This window comes from Yoonia sp. SS1-5 (assembly GCF_038443705.2).
GTDB lineage: Bacteria > Pseudomonadota > Alphaproteobacteria > Rhodobacterales > Rhodobacteraceae > Yoonia > Yoonia rhodophyticola.
In genome coordinates, this window is sequence record NZ_CP151767.2 from 3,920,648 (window position 1) to 3,942,091 (window position 21,444).

Sequence of the window (21,444 nt, forward strand, 5' to 3'; positions counted from 1 at the left end):
AACCCCCCAATTTTTGAGGGCGCAATTGGTTATCGTCCAACGGTTGAGCACCGGTATTTCCAAAACCTGCCCGTTGTCATGGGGGGGCTATGTCGGGCGGAAATTACGCAGCAGCCGGGCCAGCCCGTCCTGCGACACCATTTTTGCGGCCGTGTCCAATGTAACCCACCGTACCTGTCGTCTGTCGGATTCCGGGAAATCCGACACCATCGCGGTGACCGCGATTTCGAACACTTTCGTCTCGCATGGCACGATGGCGCCATTCTTGAATTCCTTGGTCGACAGGAATGACCCGATTGGCTGTTCGACCAGGTCGCCGTCTTTCACGCCTGCTTCTTCCCACGCCTCCTGCTTTGCGGCCTCGGCGTCGCTGCGATCATCCATGGGCCAGCCCTTTGGCAAGATCCAGCGGCCCGCAGAACTGTTGATCAGCAACACCTCGATCCCGTCATCACCCGCGCGCCAGCACAGGGCCGCGACCTGTAAGACAGAGTCGCGATGGAAAAGCGGGCGAAGCGTGCCCGCCCAGAAGGTTTGGAACATGTTTGACATGACCGAAAGAATTGCCTCGTTTTATTAACAAGTACCTAACATATCACGATTCGTTCTGCAATTTTTCACGTTCAAGTTGTTGCGAGCATGGGGTATTTCTGCCGATTTTGTGGCAACCCGATGCGACCTGATGCCGGGTTTCAGGTGCCGCGTGGCTTGGCGCGCAAGGTCGGATCGGCCTGCGTTGGATCCTCGGGCCAGGGGTGGCGGGGGTACCGGCCACGCATGTCGCGGCGCACATCGGCATAAGAGGATGACCAGAATGTCACGATGTCCTGGGTGACCTGAACGGGCTTTTGGCCGGGCGAAAGCAGCGTGATCCGCAGCGGCGTTCGCCCCACATGCGGATGTGTCGTCACACCGAACATTTCCTGCAAGCGCAGGGTGATTTGCGGCACCGCATCCTCGTAGTCGATAGGAATTTTCCGCCCCAGAGGCGTTTCGAAATGCGCCGGCGCCGCCTGATCAAGCCGTTGCATCTGCGACCAGTCCAGCATCGCGCGCAGGGCGGGCAGCAGATCAAACTGACGCCACTGGGCCGCCGTGCGAACATCTGTCAGATGTGGCAACAGCCATGTATCAAGATCGGCCAGAAGGGACGCATCATCCATCGCAGGCATCCCCTCGACAAGTGCGACGCGCGCACGGAACCGATTGGCCGCATCTGATGGGTGCAGCCCCAATTCGCGCACACCGTCCAGCATGGCCGCGGCAATCGCCGTCGGGGGCGCGTCTGGCCAGTGCCGGTCTTCCAGGATCAACGCGCCGTAACGCTCTTGCCGGCGGGCGATGACTTGTTTGTCCCTGCGCGACCACTGACAGATGTCGTCCCATTTGATCAGATTGCTATGGATGTGGCGGAGTTCGGCCTCGGTCATGGCGGCGGCCTGTCTGATCCGGGCCTCGCGCGGGTTGCCGTCAAGGTCGCTCGCCACGATCAGGCGCTGCCCGGCCAGCGGGTCGCTTGCATCAAGGATGGCCCCTTTTCCGCCCGACAAAAGATAGCGCGGGTCCGATCCTTTGCGGCGCAGGCCCACCCTGTCTGGATAGGCCAGCGACAATTGTTGTGCCAGCGACAGTTTCGGCCCGTGTTTCAGCCCTTTTGCCAGTCGGGACGCCTCGGCCTTGATTTGCGACAGGGCGGGTTGATGCAGCTGTCCGGGGCCATCATAGCGCCCTGTTAAGGCGCGCAGACGCAGGGCGACATCGCTGGGGGCACCGCGTAACGGGTCGCGTGCGGCAAGCAATGCGGCAAGTGGTGCGGCCTGCGCGCCCGCGATTTGCAACATATGCCCCAAACGCGGATGCAGTGGCAGTTTTGCAAGCGCCTTTCCGTGTGGTGTGATCCGCATGTCTGTGTCCAGCGCGCCCAGATTTTGCAGCAGGTTGCGCGCTTCGGCGAGCGCCCCGTCCGGCGGTGGCGTCAGAAAGTTCAACCCGTCGCTGCCCCAGACAGCCAGTTCAAGCGCCAGCCCCGTCAGGTCGGCGGCCTCGATCTCGGCCGGTGGATAGGCGGGCAGGGCGCCATCCTCGCCCTTGGTCCACAGCTTGTAGGCCTGCCCCGGGGCCACCCGCCCGGCCCGACCTGCCCGCTGGGTGGCTTCGGCCCGGCTGACCTTTTCGGTGACCAGCCGTGACATGCCCGAGCCCGGATCAAACCGGGCTCGTCGGGATCGCCCGCAATCAACCACGACCCGGATATCCGAGATGGTCAGTGAGGTTTCTGCGATAGAGGTCGACAAGACGATCTTGCGCCCATCGCTGGCCGGCGCAATGGCTGCGCGCTGTGCTGCAAAGGGAAGCGCGCCATAAAGCGGGTGCAAATGGCAGGCCTTGGGCAGGCGGCCCTCAAGGGCTGCCGCAACCCTGCGAATTTCGCCCTCGCCAGGTAGAAAGGCAAGGACACCCCCTTCGGTCTTGGCGATGGCGCTGCTGATGAGTTCGGCGGCGGCCTGCTCAAATCGCACATCCTTGCGGATGGGCTGTTCCAGGAAATGCGTGGTGACAGGAAATGATTGCCCCTGCGATGTGATCACCGGGGCGTCGTCCAGCATCTGTGCTGCGGGGCCTGCGTCGAGCGTGGCTGACATGACAAGAAGGATAAGATCGGGCCGCAGGATCTGCCGGATTTCCCATGCAAGCGCCAGGCCAAGGTCGCTGTTGAGGGACCGTTCGTGGAATTCGTCAAAGATGATCGCCCCGACACCGTCCAGCCCTGGGTCCGACTGGATCATGCGGGTCAGGATGCCTTCGGTAACGACCTCGATCCGGGTGCCCGGTTTGGTGGCCCCCCGCATCCGGTAGCCGACAGTTTTACCAACCGGTTCAGACAGGTTTTCTGCCAGCCGTTCGGCGGCAGCCCGGGCCGCAAGGCGGCGGGGTTCGAGCATGATGATCTTTTGTGCCGTCAACCCGGCCTGCAACAGTGCAAGCGGCACTTGCGTCGTCTTGCCCGCACCAGGTGGCGCTTGCAGGACGGCCCGAGCGTCTGCCGCCAAAACGGTCATGAGTTCTGGCAGGACGTGGTCGATTGGCAGGCCGGTCATGGGTTACGTGTCGACCAAAGCGGGGGCATGGGTCAAGACCCATGCAACGCCGTTGCGACCAATCGCAAGGCGTTGTATGACCATGTGGCCAAACGAAAAGAACCCGGGCGCGTGTCGCATCCGGGTTCTGAATATCATGTCTAAAAGAAGCTTAGGCTGCTGTCGCGCCAGCAATCTCTTTCTTGACTTTCAACGCTGCAGCGGAAAGTTCTGCATCCTTTGCCTTGGCCATGAATGCATCCAGCCCACCGCGGTGATCAACTGTCCGCAGGGCCGCATTGGAGATCTTGAACTTGAATGACCGACCCAGCACGTCAGACTGAAGCGTCACATCCTGCAGGTTCGGCAGGAACCGACGGCGGGTGCGGTTTTTGGCGTGGCTGACATTGTTGCCAGACATCGGCCCTTTTCCGGTGAATTCGCAACGACGCGACATGGGCATTTTCCTTGTTTTCGGCGATATCAGCGCGCCAGTGACGGCGGGACATCGTATTTTCAGAAGGGTTCAGCCCCGCCAAAGGCAAGGCCGTGCATGAGATCAGCGCCAGATAGGAGGATTCCGCTATTCAGTCAACCCGATTTGGCAGCGATGTGTCACCAAATCCATCGCGATTAAGTCAATGGCAACAATCTTGCGCCTAACCTGACCTATCTTGTTCCAAACATCCATGTGGGAGTTGGCATGACGTCGTTGGTTTTCGCCATTTTGGGCGCGGTCTTGTTGCTGACGTTGCGTCTTCGGTTTTTGATACGAAACAGGTACATGCCGCCGCCCTTGCCGCGCCCGGGTCTGAAGGCGATCCCTGATGCCGGATGGGAAACCCACGAACTGACCACCGAGGCCAAGATGCCCGAACTTGTGACCTGGTTGCGCAACAATCGTGATCCGGGGCTGTGGCACGCGGTGGCAGAGGGTTTAAATTACGATCTGGACAGCTCATTCGAGGTGCTGAAATGGATGCTGTGGCAAAAGGATTGTCCCAATGCCGTGGCGGTTGCGATCTTTGCCCAGATTGGCTGGCCCGAAGTTCACGGCATGGCGGACCCGCCCGACTGGAATAACCATGTCCTTGAGTTGTTGGAGATTATATCCGCCCGCGATGCCTTTGCACGCTTCCCGGTCGATACCTTGTCGGACCCGCGCGGATTTGATCGCAACGCGCTGACGCAGGCCTGCGCCCGCGCGGCCTATGATGCACATGGGGCCGGGATCAAACCCCGCATCGCCGTGCCCTTGCGGACCCTGCGTGCCCAGCCGGTGGGTCCACTGCCGCAGACTGATTACGTGATTGATGAGGATGGCGTGCTGCAATGGGTGCCTGCACAGGCGAGTTGATTGCTCGCCAAACCCTGCCCCATGAGCAACAGCGCTATCGTTGGCGCGTCCGCGTCCGCGGACCCTTACGCGCCTTTCCACATCGCCAGCACTTGTGCCGCCGCCGCCGAGGGGGTGAGCGCGCCCGCTTTCACCGCCGCCTCTGCCGTCGCGATCTGTGCTGCGATGTTGGGATCGGCCTGCAGGTGATCCAGAACCCCGTTTTTGACGTCCTCGGCAAACCAATAGCTGGCCTGCGCGCGCCGTGTCGCTTCCCAGACGCCCTGTTCACGCCGCCAGGCGGCCAGCGATTGCATATCCGCCCAGGCATCGGCGAGCCCCTCGGTTTCGAGCGCAGAGACGGGACGCGCCTTGGGAAATTCCGCAGGATCCTGCGGGCGCTTGCGCAACAATCGCAACGCCCCTGCATAATCGGCGCATGTGCGCAGCGCCTGTTCTTTCAGCCCCCCATCGGCCTTGTTGACCAGGATCAGATCGGCCATTTCCATAATACCGCGCTTGACCCCTTGCAATTCATCCCCGCCTGCGGGGGCCAACAGCAACACGAACAGATCGGCCATATGCCCGACCACGGTTTCGGATTGCCCGACGCCCACGGTTTCGATCAGAACGATATCGAAACCGGCAGCTTCGCAAAGTGCGACCGCCTCGCGCGATCTGCGGGCCACGCCGCCAAGCTGGGTCTGGCTGGGCGAGGGGCGGATGAAGGCATTCGGATCCCGGGCCAGATGTTCCATCCGGGTTTTGTCACCCAGAATGGAACCGCCAGACCGGGCAGAGGATGGATCAACCGCCAAAACAGCAACCCGCTTGCCCGCGGCCGTCAACATCAATCCAAAGCTTTCGATAAACGTGGATTTGCCAACACCGGGCGTCCCCGACAGACCGATGCGCATCGCCGAGCGCGCAGTGCCGAGCGTGTCCAGCAAGGAGAGCGCGTCGGCCCGGTGATCGGCCCGCCCGCTTTCCACCAATGTGATTGCACGGGCAAGGGCGCGCCTGTCACCGCTCTGAACCCCTTGGGCCAATGTCTGTATATCAGTGACCTTGCGCATGGACCCCTTCTTATCTTGCGACGGCGCGCTGTCCAGCCTTGGCGGCAATCACGCCCCGGTCAATTCAGCCACCCAGGCGGGCACGGTTTGCGTCGCTGGGCCGATGCGCCTGCTATCAAAGACATGCGCCCGGGTTGAGGGTTCAAGATTGATTTCCAGGGTTTCGCCCTGCGCGATTTCGACGAGGCCGGCGGCGGGATAAACCTCGGCGCTGGTGCCGATGGCGACAAACAGATCTGCGGCGCGCACCTGTTCCAAAATCCGATCCATATGATAGGGGATTTCGCCGAACCAGACGACATCGGGGCGGGTTGCGTTATGGCCGCAATGGGGGCAGGGGTCGTCTGCATCCATGACTGGCGGCGCGTCCCAGCGCGCGTCACACCGGGCGCAAAGGGCGCGCATCAGTTCGCCATGCATGTGGATCACATCGGGCGATCCCGCGCGTTCATGCAGATCGTCGATATTCTGCGTGATCAGGGTGATGTCATGGTCAGATTGCAATTCAAGCCGGGCGAGTGCTGTATGCGCGGCATTGGGGGCAGCGCTGATACAATTCGCGCGCCTGGCGTTGTAGAAACCCTGCACCAGGGCCGGATCGCGTGCGAACCCGTCGGGGGTCGCAACATCGTTCAGGTCATATTGCGTCCACAGCCCGTCCTTGTCGCGAAACGTACCCAGCCCGCTTTCAGCCGAGGTGCCGGCGCCGGTCAAGATTGCAATATGCATGATTGGATCCCTGGTCTGTCTGCGGCCCCGAGGCGGGCGTCACTGGCCTGATCCTGTCGGATTTGATAGGGTTTGTGCAACATCCATTGTGGGGGAGGGCCCAATGACCAAAACACCAATTCATCTGTGGATCGTCGGCGTGCTGAGCCTTTTGTGGAATGCGGGCGGCGCATTTGACTATATCATGTCGCAGACCGAAAACGCGGATTACCTCTCTGCGCTGACCGAGGATCAACTGCGTTTTCTGAATGATGCGCCGGTCTGGTTCGAAGCATCTTGGGCTGTTGGCGTATGGTTTTCGGTTCTGGGATCGCTTTTGCTGTTGTTCCGGTCACGCTTTGCCGCGACGGCGTTTGCGCTGTCGCTTGTGGGGCTGATCGTCTCGTCGGTCTATACATATGTGATTTCTGACGCGGGCAATGCGCTGGCTTTCTCGGGGACTGTTGCGCTGGTGTTCACGTTTGCGATCCCGGTTATCTTGATCCTGCTGTGGATTTATGCGCGCGCGATGACAAAACGTGGCGTGCTGCGTTGACCAGGATCCTTTTTGTTTGCCTTGGAAATATCTGCAGATCACCTGCGGCCGAGGGGGTGATGCGCAAACTGGCCCCCACAATGACCATTGATAGTGCCGGGACCGGTGGGTGGCATGTGGGCGACCCGCCTTACGGCCCCATGCAGGACGCGGCCCGGCAGCGTGACATTGATTTGGGCGCGTTGCGGGCGCGGCAGTTTCAGATTGCGGATTTTGACCGGTTCGACCTGATCGTCGCGATGGATCGCCAGAACCTTGCCGATATCGAACGCCAGCGCCCTGCGGGGCATCCGGCGCATGTCAGGCTATTAGCAGATCAGGATGTGCCTGACCCTTATTATACACGCGATTTCGACGGTGCGCTTGACATGATCGAGGCCGCCTGCGCTAGGCTACGGGCCGACATATCGTCCGGGCCCGATCCGTAAAGGTCTTGTAGCGCCGCCAGAACGCTTCGGAGCCTGCATTGTCGGATTGCCGCGTATCTTGCGCCAGCTGTGGCTGGGCAAAGAACGCCGCTGCGCGCTGCTGATCCCGATTTGACAATGTCTGATCCGCGACCTGCTGCACACAGGAACACAAGGCGGGGGATGCCGCGCGGCGGTCCGCGTCGATGCAGGCCTCGCCAATTGTGCCGCTGACGCCACCACCACAGGCGGCCACTGCAACCAACGCCCCCATTAGAAACAAAATGCGCATTCAATCTACCTCTGCCCGGCCCCTGTCTTTGCAGGTGGTCCATACGGTTTTGCCCCACATGGTGGAATATGACGGGGCGCGTCCACCGATGCAATTGAGGATTGCGCCGATCAGGGATGTTCTTTGGTCGCAGGCAGGGATCGGCGCGATTTAGCTGGCCATGCGGGCGGCCATGATTGCAATGGCCTTTTGATAGACGCCTGCTGCGTTCCATTCCTGAATGACTGCAAAGTTTGGCTGCCCTTCCTGATATCCGGCCCCCGTCTGCCAGCCCTTCTGGCGCAGAAAGTTTGCCGTTGATGCAAGGCTGTCGGTCATGTTGGTCAGATCAATCACGCCATTGCCATCGCCGTCATAGCCATAGGCAATCACGTTGCCGGGCAGAAACTGGGTATGCCCCAGCTCTCCGTGCATGGCGCCTACGGTATTGGCCGAAAGTGCGCCCTGATCAACAAGCTTCAGCGCCGCCAACGCGTGCCCGGTAAAGAATTCGGACCGGCGGCAATCGTAAGCCAGCGTTGTAATGGCCGAGACGACATTGGCGTCGCCCATGAAATTCCCAAACCCGGTTTCCATGCCATGAATGGCGACCACGACTTCGGCGGGAACACCAAACACCCGCTCGATTGAGGCGTAAAAGGATGGGTTCGCAGCAATCCGGCGCTTGCCCTGGGCAACAATCGTGTCAGCACCGCGAATGCGCATGAAATCGGCAAGCTCGTAGCGGAACGATTTCTGGTTGCGGTCTGCATTGATCGTCCGGGTGGCGTAGCTTGTCTGCGCCAATGCGGCCAGGCCCCGGGCGCCAACACCTGCTTGCGCAGCTTCCTGGGCAAAGGCCGCTTTCCAGTTGGCAAAGCCACTGGCATCATTCCCGCAAGGTGCACCGATGGCTGGTGACGCTAGACATACGCATAGCGCAAACGCTGTTCTGAACATTGGGCTGTGGCCTCCGTGCTGCATTCTGGCGGCGATGTTAGCAGACCTGACCGGCCTGCCAAGCCGGGCGGGACTACTCGGCCTCTTCGGCTGGAATGGGCGCATCACCATAAAGCAGCTCGGCCAGGCGTTTCCGGCCGCGATTGATACGGCTTTTGATCGTTCCCATGGCCACACCGCATGTCTCGGCAGCCTCGTCATAAGACATGCCAATGGCGGCCACGAGGATCAGCGCTTCGCGCTGTTCGGTCGGCAGTAAGCCCAAGGCCTTTTCAAAGTCGATCAGGGCGATTTGCGCATCCTGCCCGTGCATGATGCTGGCCAGTTCGTCGAGGTCCTGACCATTCTCGCCAAAATCATTCTTGTTCTTGCGGATTTCGGAATAAAATGTGTTCCGTAAAATCGTAAAGAGCCAGGCGCGCAAATTGGTGCCAGCCTGAAACTGATGAAACTTCCGCCAGGCTTTGACAAGCGCGTCCTGAACCAGGTCATCGGCAAGCGTGGGATTCCGGGTCAGGTTCAGCGCAAAGGCCCGCATATCGGGGATGTGCTCGACGATCTCGTCACGCGGATCAGTTTGGTTATTTGAGGATCCCATTGTCAGGCCTTACTGCTCGGGTCTTCATCGTCGCGGGTGGGGGGCAGATTGCCATCACGCAGCTGGTCCAGCAGGTTCAGAAACCTTTCAGGCACCTTTTCATCGACCATTTTTTCGTAGGCGCGGCGGAGATTTTCATCTATCGCGCGCTCTACGTCCGGCTTTTTTGGTGCTTGGGCCATGACATTTCTCTTAAAAAAGTTGCCCTAGGGGCTGTTCACCGGTCGCCATAAGATTGTATTAGGTCGGCTAGCGCACTCATAAGGTTTGGTTGGTTATGCCAGAAGACAAGTCGGTTGACCATATTTCTGCGGAACTTGTACGGGAATTGCCCTTTTTACGCCGTCATGCTAGGGCGATGAGCGGCAATCAGACCAGCGGTGACGACCTGGCCCATGCAACCCTGCAAAAGGTTGCGCGCAATCTGAGCCTGCTGAATTTGTCATCTTCGATCCGTGTCGGCTTTTATCGGGCCTTCTTTCAAATCTGGAGCGAGTCAATCGTCGGTGCGGAAATGGCCGAACGGGGCCTGGCCGCAACGGCCCAATCGCATTTGCGCGATCTGACACCGGATTCGCGCCACGCATTGCTGTTATATGCCATTGCCGATTTCGCGGTCGAACAGATTGCCGAGATCATGGATGTTGCTGTCTCGCATGTAAACGACCTGATCAGCGAGGCCCGCGAAGAGATCAAGGCTAATATTTCCGGCCGCGTGATGGTGATCGAGGATGAGGCGATGATTGCGATGGATCTGCATGATCTTGTCATCGGCATGGGCCATGACGTCACAGGCGCCGCCGCGACCCATGCGCAGGCCGTGATGCTGGCGGCTGCGGAAAAACCTGATCTGATCCTGTCGGATATTCAGCTTGCTGACGGATCCTCAGGGATTGAAGCGGTTGACGAAATTCTGGAGGCCGCAGCAGGCACCCCGGTAATCTTTGTCACCGCATTCCCTGAAAGATTGCTGACGGGCGACCGTGCGGAACCCGCATTTGTGATAACCAAACCCTACTCCGAAGAGCAGATCAAATCAGCGGTCGGCCAGGCCATGTTTTTCAGAAGCAGCCAGGCCTTGCTAGACTAGGTTCAGGACCCAAACGCATTATTCGCGCGTTCCGGCGAACCGTGCTTCCCAATCGCTCCGCTCTTCATCGGTGATTTTCCGGAACAGATTGTCAGGCACGGTAAATGCATGCCCGGCGGGGAGCATATCAAGTGCTGCGGCGACATCGGTGGGCCATGTGTCATCAGTCGTTTGCATGGCTGAAATCATCTTGGCGGATGCATCGGGAATGAATGCCGCTGACAAGACCGCATAGATGCGGATCAGGTTCAGCGCCAGCCGGACCTGCATGGCGGCGGTTTCGGGATCTGTCTTGAAGGTTGTCCAGGGCGCGTTGGCCTGCAGATATTCATTGCCCAAGACCCAGATGGCCCGCAATTCGGCAGCTGCCTTGCGTACCTCGATTGCATCCATATGTCCCTCATAGGCGCGGATACGGGTTGTCAGATCAGCGATCAGTTGCGTCTCAGCAGGGCCATGGGCGCCGCCGTCCGGGACGGCCTCGCTGAATTTGGATCGGCAAAACTTGGTAATCCGGCTGACAAAATTACCCAGCACATCGGCCAGATCCTTGTTCACATCCGTCTGGAAGTTTTCCCAGGTGAACTCGGCATCCGACGATTCCGGCGCATGGGACAAAAGCCACCAGCGCCAATAATCTGCGGGAAGGATTTCAAGCGCCTGATCCATAAACACCCCGCGCCCGCGCGAGGTGCTGAATTGGCCGCCATCATAGTTAAGATAGTTGAACGACTTGATGTAATCGACCAGCTTCCAGGGTTCCTGCGTGCCCATGATCGTGGCGGGGAAAGACAGGGTGTGGAACGGCACGTTATCCTTGCCCATGAACTGGGTGTAGGTCACATCATCGGCGCCCTTGTCCGTGCGCCACCAGCGTTCCCAATCGGTCCCTTTGCTCGCGTCTTCCCATTCCTGCGCGCAGGCGATGTATTCAATGGGGGCGTCGAACCAGACGTAGAAAACCTTGCCTTCCATGCCCGGCCATGTCTGGTCGCCCTGTTTGACCGGAATGCCCCAATCCAGATCGCGGGTGATGCCGCGATCCTGCAGCCCGTCCCCATCGTTGAGCCATTTTTTGGCGATGGAGGTGGTCAGGATCGGCCAGTCGGTCTTGCTGTCGATCCACTGGGCCAGATCATCCTTCAGGTCGGACTGGCGCAGGTAAAGATGTTTGGTCTCGCGGACTTCCAATGCGGTCGCCCCCGAGATTGTCGAATGCGCGTCAATCAGATCGGTCGGGTCTAGCTGCTTGGTGCAATTGTCGCATTGGTCGCCCCGCGCGCTGTCAAAACCGCAATTGGGGCAGGTCCCTTCGATATAGCGATCAGGCAGAAAGCGGCCATCGGCGACGGAATAGACCTGTTCCTCGGTCACTTCCTTGATCAGCCCGACCTCGGCCAGACGGGTTGCAAATGCCTGGGTCAGCGCATGGTTCTGCGGGCTGGACGACCGGCCAAAGTGATCAAATGACAGCCCGAAACCCTCTGCGATCTCGGCCTGTAAGCCGTGCATCTCGGCGCAGTAGTCGGCGACGGGTTTGCCGGCTTTGGCGGCGGCCAGTTCGGCAGGCGTGCCGTGTTCGTCAGTGGCGCAGAGGAACAATACCTCATGCCCGCGCTGGCGCAGGTAGCGGGCATAAAGGTCAGCCGGAAGCTGGCTACCGACGAGGTTTCCCAGATGCTTGATCCCGTTGATGTAGGGAATTGCAGAGGTGATCAGATGACGGGCCATGGATTTCCTGAGATGGGTGTTGTGATGCGATCAACCCTCTAGCCTTCCTTGGCGGCTAGATCAAATGGGATGCGGTTTTCTTTCGGACAGTCACGGCGGCGCTATGGCGTTCGGGGCAGGAAGAGCGTAGGATTTCGCCCATAAAAACACCACAAAATGAGGAAGAGCATGAAAAAGATCATAAGTATCGTTGCGGCCGGCCTGATTGGCAGCGCTGCAAATGCGCAGGACATCTACGCAGGTGCGGCACTGGATTACGGATATCCGCATTCCGGTGACACACAGACAGTTGCGTCGCTGATTGCGGGGATCGGTCTTGGGCCCTGGTACGGGGCCGAGGTTGAGATCGGGGGCCGTATCGCGGGCGACGCTGATTACGGCACGCAGCGCCTGCGCGCCTGGGGTACCTACGATCTGGGTGCGGTCAAGGCACGCTTTGCCGGTGGCCTGACATCCTACGATCTGGGCGATAGCGAGGCTGATGGCTATAATCTGGGTGTGGGCGTCGAACGCAACTTTTCCGACAAGGTCACGTTGCGCGGCGAGTTCATCCGCGATTTCATGGACGACACCTTTACCGCAGCCGTCACCACGACGCGGGTGGCAGTTCTTTATAACTTCTAGCGGTCGCGTTTGCGCCGCAGCAGCTTGCCCACGGAAAAACTTGTGCGGGGGGCGTAGATATAGCGTGTGCGCGCCTCGGGCGCGCGCCGCACCCGCATTCGGCTGAGACCAAAGAGGATCAGCACGACATGCCCTGCCGAAATCAGGTAGAACATCGCGGCGGGGCCAAAGCCCGCAATCAGCGCCGAGGCGACATAGGGGGCCGCAATGGCCCCCAGCGCAAAGAAGAACATCAGCGCGGCGGAAAGTTCGACCCGCTGATCATCGCGGGCAAAATCATGGGCATGGGCGGCTGCGACCGAATAGATCGGGAAGGTGGTCAGCCCGAAAAAGCCTGATGCCAGCATGATGCCCGCCGATCCGGTTCCTGCCGCACCAACCGTGATCAGGGATGACAGCACCGCCGCAACGGACAGCCCGATCATCACCCAGCGCCGGTCATATTTGTCCGCCAGCCAACCGACCGGATATTGTGCCACTGCCCCGCCTGCAACAAAGGCTGCCAGAAAGTAGCCGATCTGGCTGGGATCCAGCCCGACCTCTTGTCCGTAGATCGGCCCGACCATCCGGAATGACGCACTGGATAGTGCCGCGACCAGCACGGCGGCCACCCCAAGCGGCGAACAGCGCCAGGCCAGCGAAGGGCGCAGACGCGTGGCTTTGGGCGTTTCAGGCTGGGTGAGTTTGGTAATTGTCAGCGGCAAAAGGGATGCACAGCACAGGATCGTCAGGACGTTATAGGCGATATATGTTTCAAGATTGGCCAGCGCGCCGATCATGAACTGCGCCAGAAAGGATGCACTGATATCGACGATCCGGTAGCTGCCCATGGCGCGGCCACGGGTTTCGTTGGTGACCTTTGCCTGCAGCCATGCCTCGATCACTGTGTAGCAGCCCGCGATGCAAATCCCCGAGGCCACCCGGAACAGCGCCCATAGCAAAGGGTCCTGAATGATCACATGTGCGGCAAGCCCGATCGCCCCCATGGCCGTAAAGGTCGCAAATGCCCGTGAATGCCCCACACTGCCCATCAGGCGCGGTGCCCACCAGCACCCGATAAAGAAGCCAAAGAAATGCGCCGAGCCGAGAAAACCCACCTCGGCCGGGCTGAACCCTGCATTGAGGCCTGTCAGCGCGTCCAGCGGCCCAACCCCGCCGGACGAGAGCTGTAGCAGCGTGACCGACACAAAGAGTGCCGCAAAGGAAATCAGCATGCGCATTTGCAAGCTATGCCGCAAATCGGCCCGGTGAAGCCAGCGAAATCACCGATGTGCTGTCCCGCTTATGCCTTGCCACCGCCGCCGCACCAGCTAGTGTCCGCCAAAACAGATGACGAGGCCCGCTATGGAAAAAATCTCTCTTGGTCGCAGCGATATCATGGTCAGCGATTGGTGCCTGGGCACGATGACTTTCGGCAATCAGACGCCCGAAGATGACGCGCATCGGCAGATCGACATGTCCGTGGATGCAGGCCTCAATTTTCTGGATACCGCAGAGATGTATCCGGTCAATCCGATCCGGGCGGAAACCGTGGGCCTGTCCGAGCAGGTGATCGGCAATTGGCTTGCCAAGACCGGCCGCCGCGATGACGTTGTGATCGCCACGAAAGTGTCGGGCAATAACCCGGGTTGGGTGCGTGAAGGCCGTGGCTATGACAGCGCGGTGATCCGCGAGGCTGTTGATGCGGCCCTTGTGCGTTTGCAGACCGATGTGATTGATCTTTACCAGATGCATTGGCCAATCCGTGGCTCATACATGTTCCGCCAGAACTGGGACTATGATCCGTCCGGCCAGAACCGCCAGCAGACCATGGACCATATGATGGATGTGCTGGGCGCATTGGGCGAGGCCGTGCGTGCCGGAAAGATCCGCACCATCGGTATGTCTAACGAAAGCGCCTGGGGCATGACCAAATGGATTGATCTGGCCGAGGATGCGGGCCTGCCTCGCATGGTGTCCGTGCAGAATGAGTATTCGCTGCTATGTCGTCTTTATGACACCGACATGGCCGAGATGGCGGTGAATGAGGATGTGACCTTGCTGTCCTTTTCGCCACTGGCATGTGGTCTTTTGACCGGGAAGTACCAGGGGGGCGCCGTACCGGATGGCAGCCGCATGTCGATCAATGCCGATCTTGGCGGGCGCATGACCGACAGGACCTTGCCCGCAGCGCAGGCCTATCTGGATATTGCGACTAAACATGGTCTGGATCCGGTGCATATGGCCCTCGTCTGGCAGCGTTGTCGGCCATTCCCGATTTCGGCGATTTTTGGGGCCACGACATCAGCGCAACTGGTGCAGATCCTCGCGGGTAAGGATCTGCGCCTGTCCGATGAGGTCGTGGCCGAGATTGAAGCGGCCCATAAGGCGCATCCGATGCCTTACTGACAAGGATGGGTTGAAACCCATCCTACGACGCTTCGATCCAGAACCGCGGTCCTGTATCTGTGATTTCTTCCAGCCCCATGGCCCTATAGGCCGCTTGCGCCGTCATGTTCTGTGCGTCAGTCCCGATTGTCAGCCCGCGCGCGCCGCGGGTGCCCGCATAGCGCGCGGCCGCCGCGATCAGGGCCCGGCCGATCCCCTTGTTGCGCTGTGTTTCGACCACATGCAGATGGTGAATATCAAATCGCGGTAATGCCGAATGCACGGCGATTGTTTCCAGAACCCCCGCATAGCCTGTGACGGCGCCATTTTCCCGTGCCACAAAAGCGATCCCCTTGGGATGTGAGCCAAAGAAGATATCCTGCAGCTGTTCCAGCGTGACCTGCGCCGTGTCCCCGTGAAAGGCCGAGAGTTCCCGGATCAGAGCCTGTATCTGCGCCAAATCGCGGCGTGTTGCGATGTCGATTGATATGTCAGTCATGTGATGTCCTTGCGATGATGTCCCGCAAGGGCGCAAACAACATCGGACCCATGCGGGCGGCTGTTGTGTTCAAGTATCGGAAATGGGCCAGCCGCCGTTATATGGCGTTGGTAAAATAGACGACCGTGATATGTGCCAAGTCTGTCATGCAAACCACCTGGCAGAGCTGCCCCCGATCTGTCAAGGATTGCGGCTTGTGCGGCCTGCCAATTTCAGGGAGTGTCGCGGAAATTGATATCGGAAGGGAGTAGACGGATGCCTTTGCAGATGAACCGCGACGTATTTATCACCTGTGCGGTGACAGGATCCGGATCTACCCAAGACCGCAGCCCGCATGTCCCGCGATCCCCCAAGCAGATTGCCGATAGCGCCATTGATGCGGCCAAGGCGGGCGCGGCGGTTGTTCATTGTCATGTGCGCGATCCTGAAACGGGGGTGCCATCGCGCGATCTGGCATTGTATCGCGAAGTCACCGACCGCATCCGCGCTGCCGAGGTCGATGTTGTCCTGAACCTGACGGCCGGCATGGGGGGCGACATGGTCTTTGGCGGGGTCGAGCAACCGCTGCCGACTGTCGCCGGGACGGATATGGTGGGCGCGACAGAGCGTGTGGCCCATATTGCCGCCTGCCGGCCCGAGATCTGTACGCTTGATTGCGGAACGATGAATTTCGCCGAAGCTGATTATGTAATGACCAATACGCCGGGCATGTTGACGGCGATGGGCCGGATGATGACGCAGCTTGGCGTCAAGCCCGAGATCGAAGCGTTTGATACAGGCCATCTATGGTATGCCAAGCAGCTGGTGGCGGATGGCGTATTGGATGCGCCTGCGCTGGTGCAGCTGTGCATGGGGGTGCCATGGGGCGCGCCGGATGACCTCAATACGTTTATGGCCATGGTCAATAACGTCCCGCCTGACTGGACATTCTCGGCCTTTGGGCTGGGAAGATCGCAGATGCCTTATGTTGCTGCCGCTGTTCTTGCAGGCGGCAATGTGCGGGTCGGGCTGGAAGACAACCTGATGCTGGACCGGGGTGTGCTGGCCACAAATGCCCAACTGGTGACCCGGGCGGTCGGCATTATCGAGGGGCTTGGCGCCACGGTCATCGGCCCCGCGGAGGTCCGTGCCAAGCTGGGCCTGACCAAGCAGTCCCCGGCATGAGGGCGCTTGCACTTTGTCTGGGCCTTGCGGCCTGTGGTTTGCCCGGCGAAGATGTCGGCGGCCTGTTAGAGGTCTATCGCGACACCGAGGTGCCAATATCTTCGCAAGCGGTCTTTGACCCCGCACGCTATACCGGGCTGTGGTACGAGGTTGCCCGCTTTCCGGTCCCGTTCGAAGCCGGATGTGTCGGGGTGACCGCCGAATATGGCTTGCGGTCGGATGGGACGGTCTCGGTGCTGAACACCTGCCGCAATCCCGATGGCAGCATCAAATCAACCATTGCCGGCAGCGCCGAAATCGTGGGTCCCGGCCGTTTGAAGGTCAGTTTCCCGACGGTACCTTTCGGCGCCGCGGATTACTGGGTTCTTTGGGTGGATGCGGACTACCGGACGGCTGTCGTTGGCGCACCAAATGGCCGGTCCGGCTGGATTTTGAACCGTGATCCGGAGATCCCGCCCGACCGGTTGGCCGCGGCCCGTAGCGTTTTGGCTTTCAACGGGTATAAGCTGGATCGACTGATGGAGGTGGCGCAATGAAACGTCTGGTTGTGGGCTTTGTGATTTTGCTTGCCGGTTGCGATGGGGTTCCCCTTGGCGGCGGTGGCGGGCTTGGTGTTGGGTCGGACGGCGGCAGACAGGAATTCATGGTCATCGGCAACCGCATGACGTTCGAGCAATGTCGCGCCCGGGGTGGGCTGATTATTCGCGATGCGGCCACCAGAATGATTGCCTGCGATCCCACAATCCGGCGCGAGCCTGTGCCAGCGGACGAGTTTGACAATCCGGCCAACCCGCCAGCCGCAACCTGACATGACGCAAGTGGCAGCGATCATCGGCGGCGGCGTCATCGGTGGCGGTTGGGCGGCGCGTTTCTTGCTGATGGGTTGGGATGTTCGCGTCTTTGATCCTGATCCGGAGGCACAGCGCAAAATCGGCGAGGTGATCGACAATGCGCGCCGATCATTGCCCGGGCTGTCGGATGTGGCGCTGCCCCCCGAGGGGACCCTGCAGTTTCACGACACGATTTCTGACGCGGTCGCAGATGCGACATGGATCCAGGAAAGCGTGCCAGAGCGGCTGGAGCTCAAGCGCAAGGTGTTTCAGACCGTGCAGTCCCATTGCGCCCATGATGCGGTGATCGGGTCATCGACCAGCGGGTTCAAGCCGTCGCAATTGCAGGGATGCGCCACCCGTCCCGATCAGATTATCGTCACCCATCCTTTTAACCCGGTCTATCTGCTGCCCTTGGTCGAACTGGTCGGCACGTCGCAAAACCCGGATGCGTTTCTGGATCGGGCCAAGGCCGTCTTGACCGGTCTGGGGATGTATCCATTGCAGGTTCGGGCCGAAATTGATGCCCATATCGCGGATCGCTTTCTCGAAGCTGTCTGGCGCGAGGCGTTATGGCTGATCAAGGACGGGATTGCCACCACGCAAGAGATTGACGACGCGATCCGCTATGGTTTCGGCCTGCGCTGGGCGCAGATGGGGCTGTTCGAAACCTACCGGATTGCCGGTGGTGAGGCGGGCATGCGCCACTTCATCGAACAATTTGGACCAGCCCTAGCCTGGCCGTGGACCAAGTTGATGGATGTACCCGAGCTGACCGAAGACCTGATCGCCCAGATTGCCGGACAGTCCGATGCGCAATCAGGGCAGTATTCAATCCGCGATCTGGAGCGGGCGAGGGATGACAACCTGGTGACCATCCTGCGTGGATTGAAGGCGCAGAATTGGGGGGCGGGCGCGCTGCTTAACCGCCATGACGCGGCGGTAGAAGGCGCGATCGTACTGCCCGATGATCTGTCACACCCGATCGTCACGGTGAAACGGGCCATCCCGCTCGACTGGACGGACTATAATGGCCATATGAACGAGGCGCGGTATTTGCAGGCTTTTGGCGACGCGACCGACCGGATGATGATCCTTGTTGGCTGTGACGCAGATTATATCGCCGCCGGGCAAAGCTATTTCACCGCCGAGACCCATATTCGCCATCTGGGCGAGGCCAAGGCGGGCGCGGTCATCCGGATTACAACGCAGGTCCTGCAGGGGCAGGGTAAGAAGATGCACTTGTTCCACCAGATGTTTGCGGGCGACCAGCTGATTGCGACAGGTGAACATATGATGATCCATGTCAGCTTGCAGACGCGACGGGCCTGCCTGCCCAGTACGTCACTCGCGCAGACGCTGGGCCGGATCGCCGCGGCCCATGCGGCACTGCCCCGACCCGCGGGCGTGGGCAAGGCGGTTGGTGTAAAAGGGTGATCGGCCGCCGGCGCACGTGGCCCGACAAGAACCGGGTGACATAGATCATGGAACTCTGGATCCCGATCACACTTGGCGCTGCATTTGCGCAGACACTGCGTTTCATGCTGCAAAAACACTTGAAGTCCACGCAGCTGTCCACCGCTGGCGCGACCTTTGCGAGATTTGTGTATTCGGCCCCCTTGGTTGCCGTCATCGCAGTGGTCTATGCGCGCAGCAGCGGGCAGGGCAGCCCGCAGATCCCGGTTGCCTTTTGGCCCTATATGCTTGCCGGCGGGATTTCGCAGATTGTCGCAACCATGTGCGTGGTTGCGTTATTTGCCCATCGCAATTTCGCGGTCGGGATCACGTTCAAAAAGACCGAGGTCCTGCTCAGCGCGCTGGTTGGATTTGTTGTCCTGGGCGATGTCTTCACCCTGCCGGCGCTGGGAGCGATGGTCCTGGGGCTGGCAGGGGTCTTGCTGCTGTCTGATCCGCCGGGCGGTTCGGGACCATTGCATCAACGTATCTTCAACCGGGCCACGGCACTGGGGTTGGGGGCAGGGCTATTGTTCGGGGTCTCCGGCAACGGCTATCGAGGGGCGGCGCTGGCGCTGGAACATGGTGATTTCTTTTACCGGGCCATTGTCACACTGGCGTTTGTGACGGCCTTTCAAAGTCTGGCCATGGCGTTGTGGCTGGTCTGGCGCGAACGGGGGCAAATCACGGCCGTACTGGTCGCATGGCGGATCGCCGGGCTGGTCGGGCTGACCAGCATGATCGGGTCCATCTGCTGGTTTGCGGCCTTTACCCTGCAAAACGTGGCTTATGTAAATGCGCTTGGGCAGGTTGAGTTGTTGTTTTCAATTGTGATCGGCGCCGTCGTTTTCGGGGAACGTATCTCGGCCCGGGAATGGCAGGGGCTGTCACTGCTGACCCTCAGCGTCATTGCTTTGGTGCTGGCGATCTAGGGTTAAGACCCATTGGCCGGCTTACAACAGTTGTTTGCCGCCCAGCCTGCTGATCAGATGCGCCTCGTCATCGTTGCGAAAGAACGGGACGCTGGGCACCGGACCGCCGCGGGCGACATGGGTCATAAGCTCACCCAGAACAACCTGCGTAATAAAGGGCAGATCGAAATTGCGGGCGTCAGCCAGACGGATCCACTGCAGATGCGACAGCTCGTCCTCGGCGCCGCTGAAATCGTCAGGGTCCGTGGTCAGCTTGTCTGCATCGGCCAGAAAAAAGCGGGCGTCAAAGCGGCGGGGCCGGCCCTTTGGGGTGACGGCCCGAAAGAAGAATTCCAATGCCTGCCCATGTGGCCTGTGCCCGGTGGCGGCAAAGCCGCGCCAGCCCGGGGGGGCGTCGGGCCAATTGTCAGGTTGGCCAAGGATCTGGCCGGTTTCCTCCCAAAGCTCGCGGATGGCGGCGGCCACCAGCGCCTGCGCGGGCAAAGCGCTGTCGAGGGCCAGACGGGTTTCGCTGACAGCATCAAGACGACCAACGGGAATGGTGGCATCATTGACGTCTACCGCGCCACCCGGAAAGACGAATTTGCCGGGCATGAACGCAGCCGTTGCACCGCGCTGTCCCATCAACACGGCAGGATCGGTCCCCTGATCGCGGATGATGATCAGTGTCGCGGCGTCCCGAATGGCGGTTTTGTTCATCCCCTTACCCTTTTTCGCGGGTCAGGCAGAATGACCGAACCCATGCATGCGTCGGGCCCACTGAATGCCCACAACCATACCTTTCAACCTTGGCAGAAGATAAAGCGACAACGCAACCGCGCCAATTGCAAGGATCGTCGCCATTACCAGCGGATCAGGGCGCAGGTGAACCCACATGATATGCATCGCAAAACCAAGGATATGGGCAACCAGTAGGATCGTCAGATAGGCAGGGCCGTCATCTGCGCGGTGATGGTGCAGCGCCTCTTGGCATACCGGGCATTGGTCTGTGACCTTCAGGTAGCCTTCGAACATGGCGCCATCACCGCAATTGGGGCAGCGACGGCAAACGCCGTGCCACATGGCGGGTTTCATTGGCCGGTCGTCGCCTATTGTCTGTGCGTCGGACATTCGTAAGCTCCATTCTGTTAGAGGTCACATGGCCCAATGGGCACAATATTAAAAGGGTGGTGTGGCACTTTGCGCCAGCCTTGGGCTGATTTTTGTCATCCGTCTCAACTTTTTTGCGACATTCGCGACGGAATACCGACAGTGCGACGTTGAAGGAGGGTCAGCGCGGCAAAACTGGCTGCGCGATTGATCACAAATGAGGAAAGCAGATGAAAAAGACAGCAATGATGACAATGTTCGTATTGGCACTAAGCGGGGTTGCGGGTGCCGCATCCGCCGATGACCGACCTGACTTCGCTACACTCGACAGCAATGGCGACGGCGCGTTGAGCCTGGCCGAGATACAGGCACGCGGTCAGATGCGGTTTGACGAGGCTGACAGCAACGCAGATGGCGCATTGTCGGCGGAAGAGCTTGCAGCCGCTAGCGCACGCAACGCAACAGAGCGCAGCGCGCGCATGCTGGAACGGCTGGACGCCAATGGCGACGGTTTGCTGCAGCGCGATGAAATGCAGCCGCGCGGTGGCGACAGGGCCGCAAAGATGTTCGAAAGGGTGGATGCAGATGGTGACGGCCAGCTGAGCGAGGCGGAATTTGATGCAGCCAAAGCCCGATGGGGCAATCGGCGTGGTGGCCCGCGCGGGCGTGGGTAA

Annotated in this window: 25 protein-coding genes and 1 pseudogene; 12 read left to right on the forward strand and 14 right to left on the reverse strand. The window is 60.0% G+C overall.

What is annotated here, in order from left to right:
• Window positions 1–87: 87 nt before the first annotated feature.
• From AABB31_RS20875 to rpmB, 3 genes are all read right to left on the reverse strand, one after another.
• Window positions 88–543, reverse strand: coding sequence for an NUDIX hydrolase (locus AABB31_RS20875; protein ID WP_342076324.1), 456 nt, complete (start codon window positions 541–543; stop codon window positions 88–90).
• 149 nt (window positions 544–692) lie between these two features.
• Window positions 693–3,098 carry an ATP-dependent helicase HrpB gene (gene hrpB / locus AABB31_RS20880; protein ID WP_373635269.1) on the reverse strand — a complete coding sequence of 802 codons (2,406 nt, stop codon included), beginning with the start codon at window positions 3,096–3,098 and terminating at the stop codon, window positions 693–695.
• A gap of 151 nt (window positions 3,099–3,249) precedes the next feature.
• Window positions 3,250–3,534, reverse strand: coding sequence for a 50S ribosomal protein L28 (gene rpmB / locus AABB31_RS20885; RefSeq protein ID WP_342076323.1), 285 nt, complete (start codon window positions 3,532–3,534; stop codon window positions 3,250–3,252).
• A gap of 327 nt (window positions 3,535–3,861) precedes the next feature.
• On the opposite strand from rpmB, the gene AABB31_RS20890 reads away from it, so the two are divergent.
• Window positions 3,862–4,434, forward strand: a complete 573-nt coding sequence (locus AABB31_RS20890; RefSeq protein WP_342076322.1) for a DUF4274 domain-containing protein — start codon at window positions 3,862–3,864, stop codon at window positions 4,432–4,434.
• 65 nt (window positions 4,435–4,499) lie between these two features.
• Here AABB31_RS20890 and meaB read toward each other — a convergent pair whose 3' ends face one another.
• Window positions 4,500–5,489, reverse strand: coding sequence for a methylmalonyl Co-A mutase-associated GTPase MeaB (gene meaB, locus AABB31_RS20895; protein ID WP_342076321.1), 990 nt, complete (start codon window positions 5,487–5,489; stop codon window positions 4,500–4,502).
• 48 nt (window positions 5,490–5,537) lie between these two features.
• Window positions 5,538–6,221, reverse strand: a complete 684-nt coding sequence (locus AABB31_RS20900) for an NAD-dependent deacylase (RefSeq protein WP_342078928.1) — start codon at window positions 6,219–6,221, stop codon at window positions 5,538–5,540.
• 100 nt (window positions 6,222–6,321) lie between these two features.
• Between AABB31_RS20900 and AABB31_RS20905 the strand changes: the two genes are divergently transcribed.
• A complete protein-coding gene (locus AABB31_RS20905) occupies window positions 6,322–6,753 on the forward strand; it encodes a hypothetical protein (RefSeq protein WP_342076320.1) in 432 nt (143 codons plus the stop codon).
• Window positions 6,754–6,812: 59 nt separating this feature from the next.
• On the forward strand, window positions 6,813–7,181 hold the full coding sequence (locus tag AABB31_RS20910) for a low molecular weight protein-tyrosine-phosphatase (protein WP_342078927.1): 369 nt from the start codon (window positions 6,813–6,815) through the stop codon (window positions 7,179–7,181).
• Here AABB31_RS20910 and AABB31_RS20915 read toward each other — a convergent pair.
• The 4 genes from AABB31_RS20915 to AABB31_RS20930 form a co-directional block, all read right to left on the reverse strand.
• Window positions 7,141–7,452, reverse strand: a complete 312-nt coding sequence (locus AABB31_RS20915; protein ID WP_342076319.1) for an arginine transporter — start codon at window positions 7,450–7,452, stop codon at window positions 7,141–7,143. The two genes, AABB31_RS20910 and AABB31_RS20915, sit on opposite strands and share 41 nt — an antisense overlap.
• Before the next feature lie 150 nt (window positions 7,453–7,602).
• Window positions 7,603–8,391 carry a lytic murein transglycosylase gene (locus tag AABB31_RS20920; RefSeq protein WP_342076318.1) on the reverse strand — a complete coding sequence of 263 codons (789 nt, stop codon included), beginning with the start codon at window positions 8,389–8,391 and terminating at the stop codon, window positions 7,603–7,605.
• A gap of 73 nt (window positions 8,392–8,464) precedes the next feature.
• A complete protein-coding gene (locus AABB31_RS20925; RefSeq protein WP_342076317.1) occupies window positions 8,465–8,989 on the reverse strand; it encodes a sigma-70 family RNA polymerase sigma factor in 525 nt (174 codons plus the stop codon).
• 2 nt (window positions 8,990–8,991) lie between these two features.
• Window positions 8,992–9,171: a NepR family anti-sigma factor gene (locus AABB31_RS20930; RefSeq protein ID WP_342076316.1), complete on the reverse strand. Its 180-nt coding sequence runs from the start codon at window positions 9,169–9,171 to the stop codon at window positions 8,992–8,994.
• 95 nt (window positions 9,172–9,266) lie between these two features.
• On the opposite strand from AABB31_RS20930, the gene AABB31_RS20935 reads away from it, so the two are divergent.
• Entirely contained in the window at window positions 9,267–10,079 is an 813-nt protein-coding gene (locus AABB31_RS20935) for a response regulator (protein WP_342076315.1), read from the forward strand.
• Window positions 10,080–10,097: 18 nt separating this feature from the next.
• On the opposite strand, the pseudogene metG reads toward AABB31_RS20935, so the two are convergent.
• Window positions 10,098–11,813 (reverse strand): annotated as a pseudogene (gene metG, locus AABB31_RS20940) (methionine--tRNA ligase); the annotation flags it as partial.
• A gap of 165 nt (window positions 11,814–11,978) precedes the next feature.
• Between metG and AABB31_RS20945 the strand changes: the two are divergent.
• Complete coding sequence (locus AABB31_RS20945) at window positions 11,979–12,434, forward strand: hypothetical protein (RefSeq protein ID WP_373635271.1); 456 nt, start codon at window positions 11,979–11,981, stop codon at window positions 12,432–12,434.
• Here AABB31_RS20945 and AABB31_RS20950 read toward each other — a convergent pair.
• Window positions 12,431–13,654 carry an MFS transporter gene (locus AABB31_RS20950; protein ID WP_342076313.1) on the reverse strand — a complete coding sequence of 408 codons (1,224 nt, stop codon included), beginning with the start codon at window positions 13,652–13,654 and terminating at the stop codon, window positions 12,431–12,433. The genes AABB31_RS20945 and AABB31_RS20950 overlap by 4 nt on opposite strands.
• Window positions 13,655–13,778: 124 nt before the next feature.
• On the opposite strand from AABB31_RS20950, the gene AABB31_RS20955 reads away from it, so the two are divergent.
• Entirely contained in the window at window positions 13,779–14,822 is a 1,044-nt protein-coding gene (locus AABB31_RS20955; protein WP_373635272.1) for an aldo/keto reductase, read from the forward strand.
• Window positions 14,823–14,844: 22 nt separating this feature from the next.
• Here the strand turns inward: AABB31_RS20955 and AABB31_RS20960 are convergent, their stop codons facing one another.
• Window positions 14,845–15,300, reverse strand: a complete 456-nt coding sequence (locus AABB31_RS20960) for a GNAT family N-acetyltransferase (protein WP_342076312.1) — start codon at window positions 15,298–15,300, stop codon at window positions 14,845–14,847.
• A gap of 255 nt (window positions 15,301–15,555) precedes the next feature.
• Here AABB31_RS20960 and AABB31_RS20965 point away from each other — a divergent pair, with 255 nt between their 5' ends.
• From AABB31_RS20965 to AABB31_RS20985, 5 genes are read left to right on the forward strand one after another with little or no spacing between them, the layout of a single operon-like run.
• Window positions 15,556–16,464: a 3-keto-5-aminohexanoate cleavage protein gene (locus AABB31_RS20965; RefSeq protein WP_342076311.1), complete on the forward strand. Its 909-nt coding sequence runs from the start codon at window positions 15,556–15,558 to the stop codon at window positions 16,462–16,464.
• Complete coding sequence (locus tag AABB31_RS20970; RefSeq protein ID WP_342076310.1) at window positions 16,461–17,000, forward strand: lipocalin family protein; 540 nt, start codon at window positions 16,461–16,463, stop codon at window positions 16,998–17,000. Before AABB31_RS20965 ends, AABB31_RS20970 begins: the two co-directional genes overlap by 4 nt.
• The gene (locus AABB31_RS20975; protein WP_342076309.1) at window positions 16,997–17,272 is read left to right on the forward strand and encodes a hypothetical protein; all 276 of its coding nucleotides are present in this window, start codon (window positions 16,997–16,999) and stop codon (window positions 17,270–17,272) included. Before AABB31_RS20970 ends, AABB31_RS20975 begins: the two co-directional genes overlap by 4 nt.
• A 1-nt stretch (window position 17,273) precedes the next feature.
• Window positions 17,274–18,731, forward strand: a complete 1,458-nt coding sequence (locus AABB31_RS20980) for a carnitine 3-dehydrogenase (protein WP_342076308.1) — start codon at window positions 17,274–17,276, stop codon at window positions 18,729–18,731.
• A 47-nt stretch (window positions 18,732–18,778) separates the two neighbouring features.
• The gene (locus tag AABB31_RS20985) at window positions 18,779–19,681 is read left to right on the forward strand and encodes an EamA family transporter (RefSeq protein ID WP_373635273.1); all 903 of its coding nucleotides are present in this window, start codon (window positions 18,779–18,781) and stop codon (window positions 19,679–19,681) included.
• Between the two features lie 21 nt (window positions 19,682–19,702).
• Here AABB31_RS20985 and AABB31_RS20990 read toward each other — a convergent pair whose 3' ends face one another.
• Both AABB31_RS20990 and AABB31_RS20995 read right to left on the reverse strand, forming a co-directional pair.
• A complete protein-coding gene (locus tag AABB31_RS20990) occupies window positions 19,703–20,380 on the reverse strand; it encodes an NUDIX domain-containing protein (RefSeq protein WP_373635274.1) in 678 nt (225 codons plus the stop codon).
• A 21-nt stretch (window positions 20,381–20,401) separates the two neighbouring features.
• Entirely contained in the window at window positions 20,402–20,791 is a 390-nt protein-coding gene (locus AABB31_RS20995) for a DUF983 domain-containing protein (RefSeq protein ID WP_342076306.1), read from the reverse strand.
• 209 nt (window positions 20,792–21,000) lie between these two features.
• Here AABB31_RS20995 and AABB31_RS21000 point away from each other — a divergent pair, with 209 nt between their 5' ends.
• Window positions 21,001–21,444, forward strand: a complete 444-nt coding sequence (locus tag AABB31_RS21000; RefSeq protein ID WP_373635275.1) for an EF-hand domain-containing protein — start codon at window positions 21,001–21,003, stop codon at window positions 21,442–21,444.

Excerpts from the sequence above, each read along its gene's own strand:
- AABB31_RS20875 (WP_342076324.1), bottom strand. The coding sequence starts at position 543 with ATGTTCCAAACCTTCTGGGCGGGCACGCTTCGCCCGCTTTTCCATCGC.
- hrpB (WP_373635269.1), bottom strand. The coding sequence starts at position 3,098 with ATGACCGGCCTGCCAATCGACCACGTCCTGCCAGAACTCATGACCGTT.
- rpmB (WP_342076323.1), bottom strand. The coding sequence starts at position 3,534 with ATGTCGCGTCGTTGCGAATTCACCGGAAAAGGGCCGATGTCTGGCAAC.
- AABB31_RS20890 (WP_342076322.1), top strand. The coding sequence starts at position 3,862 with ATGCCGCCGCCCTTGCCGCGCCCGGGTCTGAAGGCGATCCCTGATGCC.
- meaB (WP_342076321.1), bottom strand. The coding sequence starts at position 5,489 with ATGCGCAAGGTCACTGATATACAGACATTGGCCCAAGGGGTTCAGAGC.
- AABB31_RS20905 (WP_342076320.1), top strand. The coding sequence starts at position 6,322 with ATGACCAAAACACCAATTCATCTGTGGATCGTCGGCGTGCTGAGCCTT.
- AABB31_RS20910 (WP_342078927.1), top strand. The coding sequence starts at position 6,813 with ATGCGCAAACTGGCCCCCACAATGACCATTGATAGTGCCGGGACCGGT.
- AABB31_RS20915 (WP_342076319.1), bottom strand. The coding sequence starts at position 7,452 with ATGCGCATTTTGTTTCTAATGGGGGCGTTGGTTGCAGTGGCCGCCTGT.
- AABB31_RS20920 (WP_342076318.1), bottom strand. The coding sequence starts at position 8,391 with ATGTTCAGAACAGCGTTTGCGCTATGCGTATGTCTAGCGTCACCAGCC.
- AABB31_RS20925 (WP_342076317.1), bottom strand. The coding sequence starts at position 8,989 with ATGGGATCCTCAAATAACCAAACTGATCCGCGTGACGAGATCGTCGAG.
- AABB31_RS20930 (WP_342076316.1), bottom strand. The coding sequence starts at position 9,171 with ATGGCCCAAGCACCAAAAAAGCCGGACGTAGAGCGCGCGATAGATGAA.
- AABB31_RS20935 (WP_342076315.1), top strand. The coding sequence starts at position 9,267 with ATGCCAGAAGACAAGTCGGTTGACCATATTTCTGCGGAACTTGTACGG.
- AABB31_RS20945 (WP_373635271.1), top strand. The coding sequence starts at position 11,979 with ATGAAAAAGATCATAAGTATCGTTGCGGCCGGCCTGATTGGCAGCGCT.
- AABB31_RS20950 (WP_342076313.1), bottom strand. The coding sequence starts at position 13,654 with ATGCGCATGCTGATTTCCTTTGCGGCACTCTTTGTGTCGGTCACGCTG.
- AABB31_RS20955 (WP_373635272.1), top strand. The coding sequence starts at position 13,779 with ATGGAAAAAATCTCTCTTGGTCGCAGCGATATCATGGTCAGCGATTGG.
- AABB31_RS20960 (WP_342076312.1), bottom strand. The coding sequence starts at position 15,300 with ATGACTGACATATCAATCGACATCGCAACACGCCGCGATTTGGCGCAG.
- AABB31_RS20965 (WP_342076311.1), top strand. The coding sequence starts at position 15,556 with ATGCCTTTGCAGATGAACCGCGACGTATTTATCACCTGTGCGGTGACA.
- AABB31_RS20970 (WP_342076310.1), top strand. The coding sequence starts at position 16,461 with ATGAGGGCGCTTGCACTTTGTCTGGGCCTTGCGGCCTGTGGTTTGCCC.
- AABB31_RS20975 (WP_342076309.1), top strand. The coding sequence starts at position 16,997 with ATGAAACGTCTGGTTGTGGGCTTTGTGATTTTGCTTGCCGGTTGCGAT.
- AABB31_RS20980 (WP_342076308.1), top strand. The coding sequence starts at position 17,274 with ATGACGCAAGTGGCAGCGATCATCGGCGGCGGCGTCATCGGTGGCGGT.
- AABB31_RS20985 (WP_373635273.1), top strand. The coding sequence starts at position 18,779 with ATGGAACTCTGGATCCCGATCACACTTGGCGCTGCATTTGCGCAGACA.
- AABB31_RS20990 (WP_373635274.1), bottom strand. The coding sequence starts at position 20,380 with ATGAACAAAACCGCCATTCGGGACGCCGCGACACTGATCATCATCCGC.
- AABB31_RS20995 (WP_342076306.1), bottom strand. The coding sequence starts at position 20,791 with ATGTCCGACGCACAGACAATAGGCGACGACCGGCCAATGAAACCCGCC.
- AABB31_RS21000 (WP_373635275.1), top strand. The coding sequence starts at position 21,001 with ATGAAAAAGACAGCAATGATGACAATGTTCGTATTGGCACTAAGCGGG.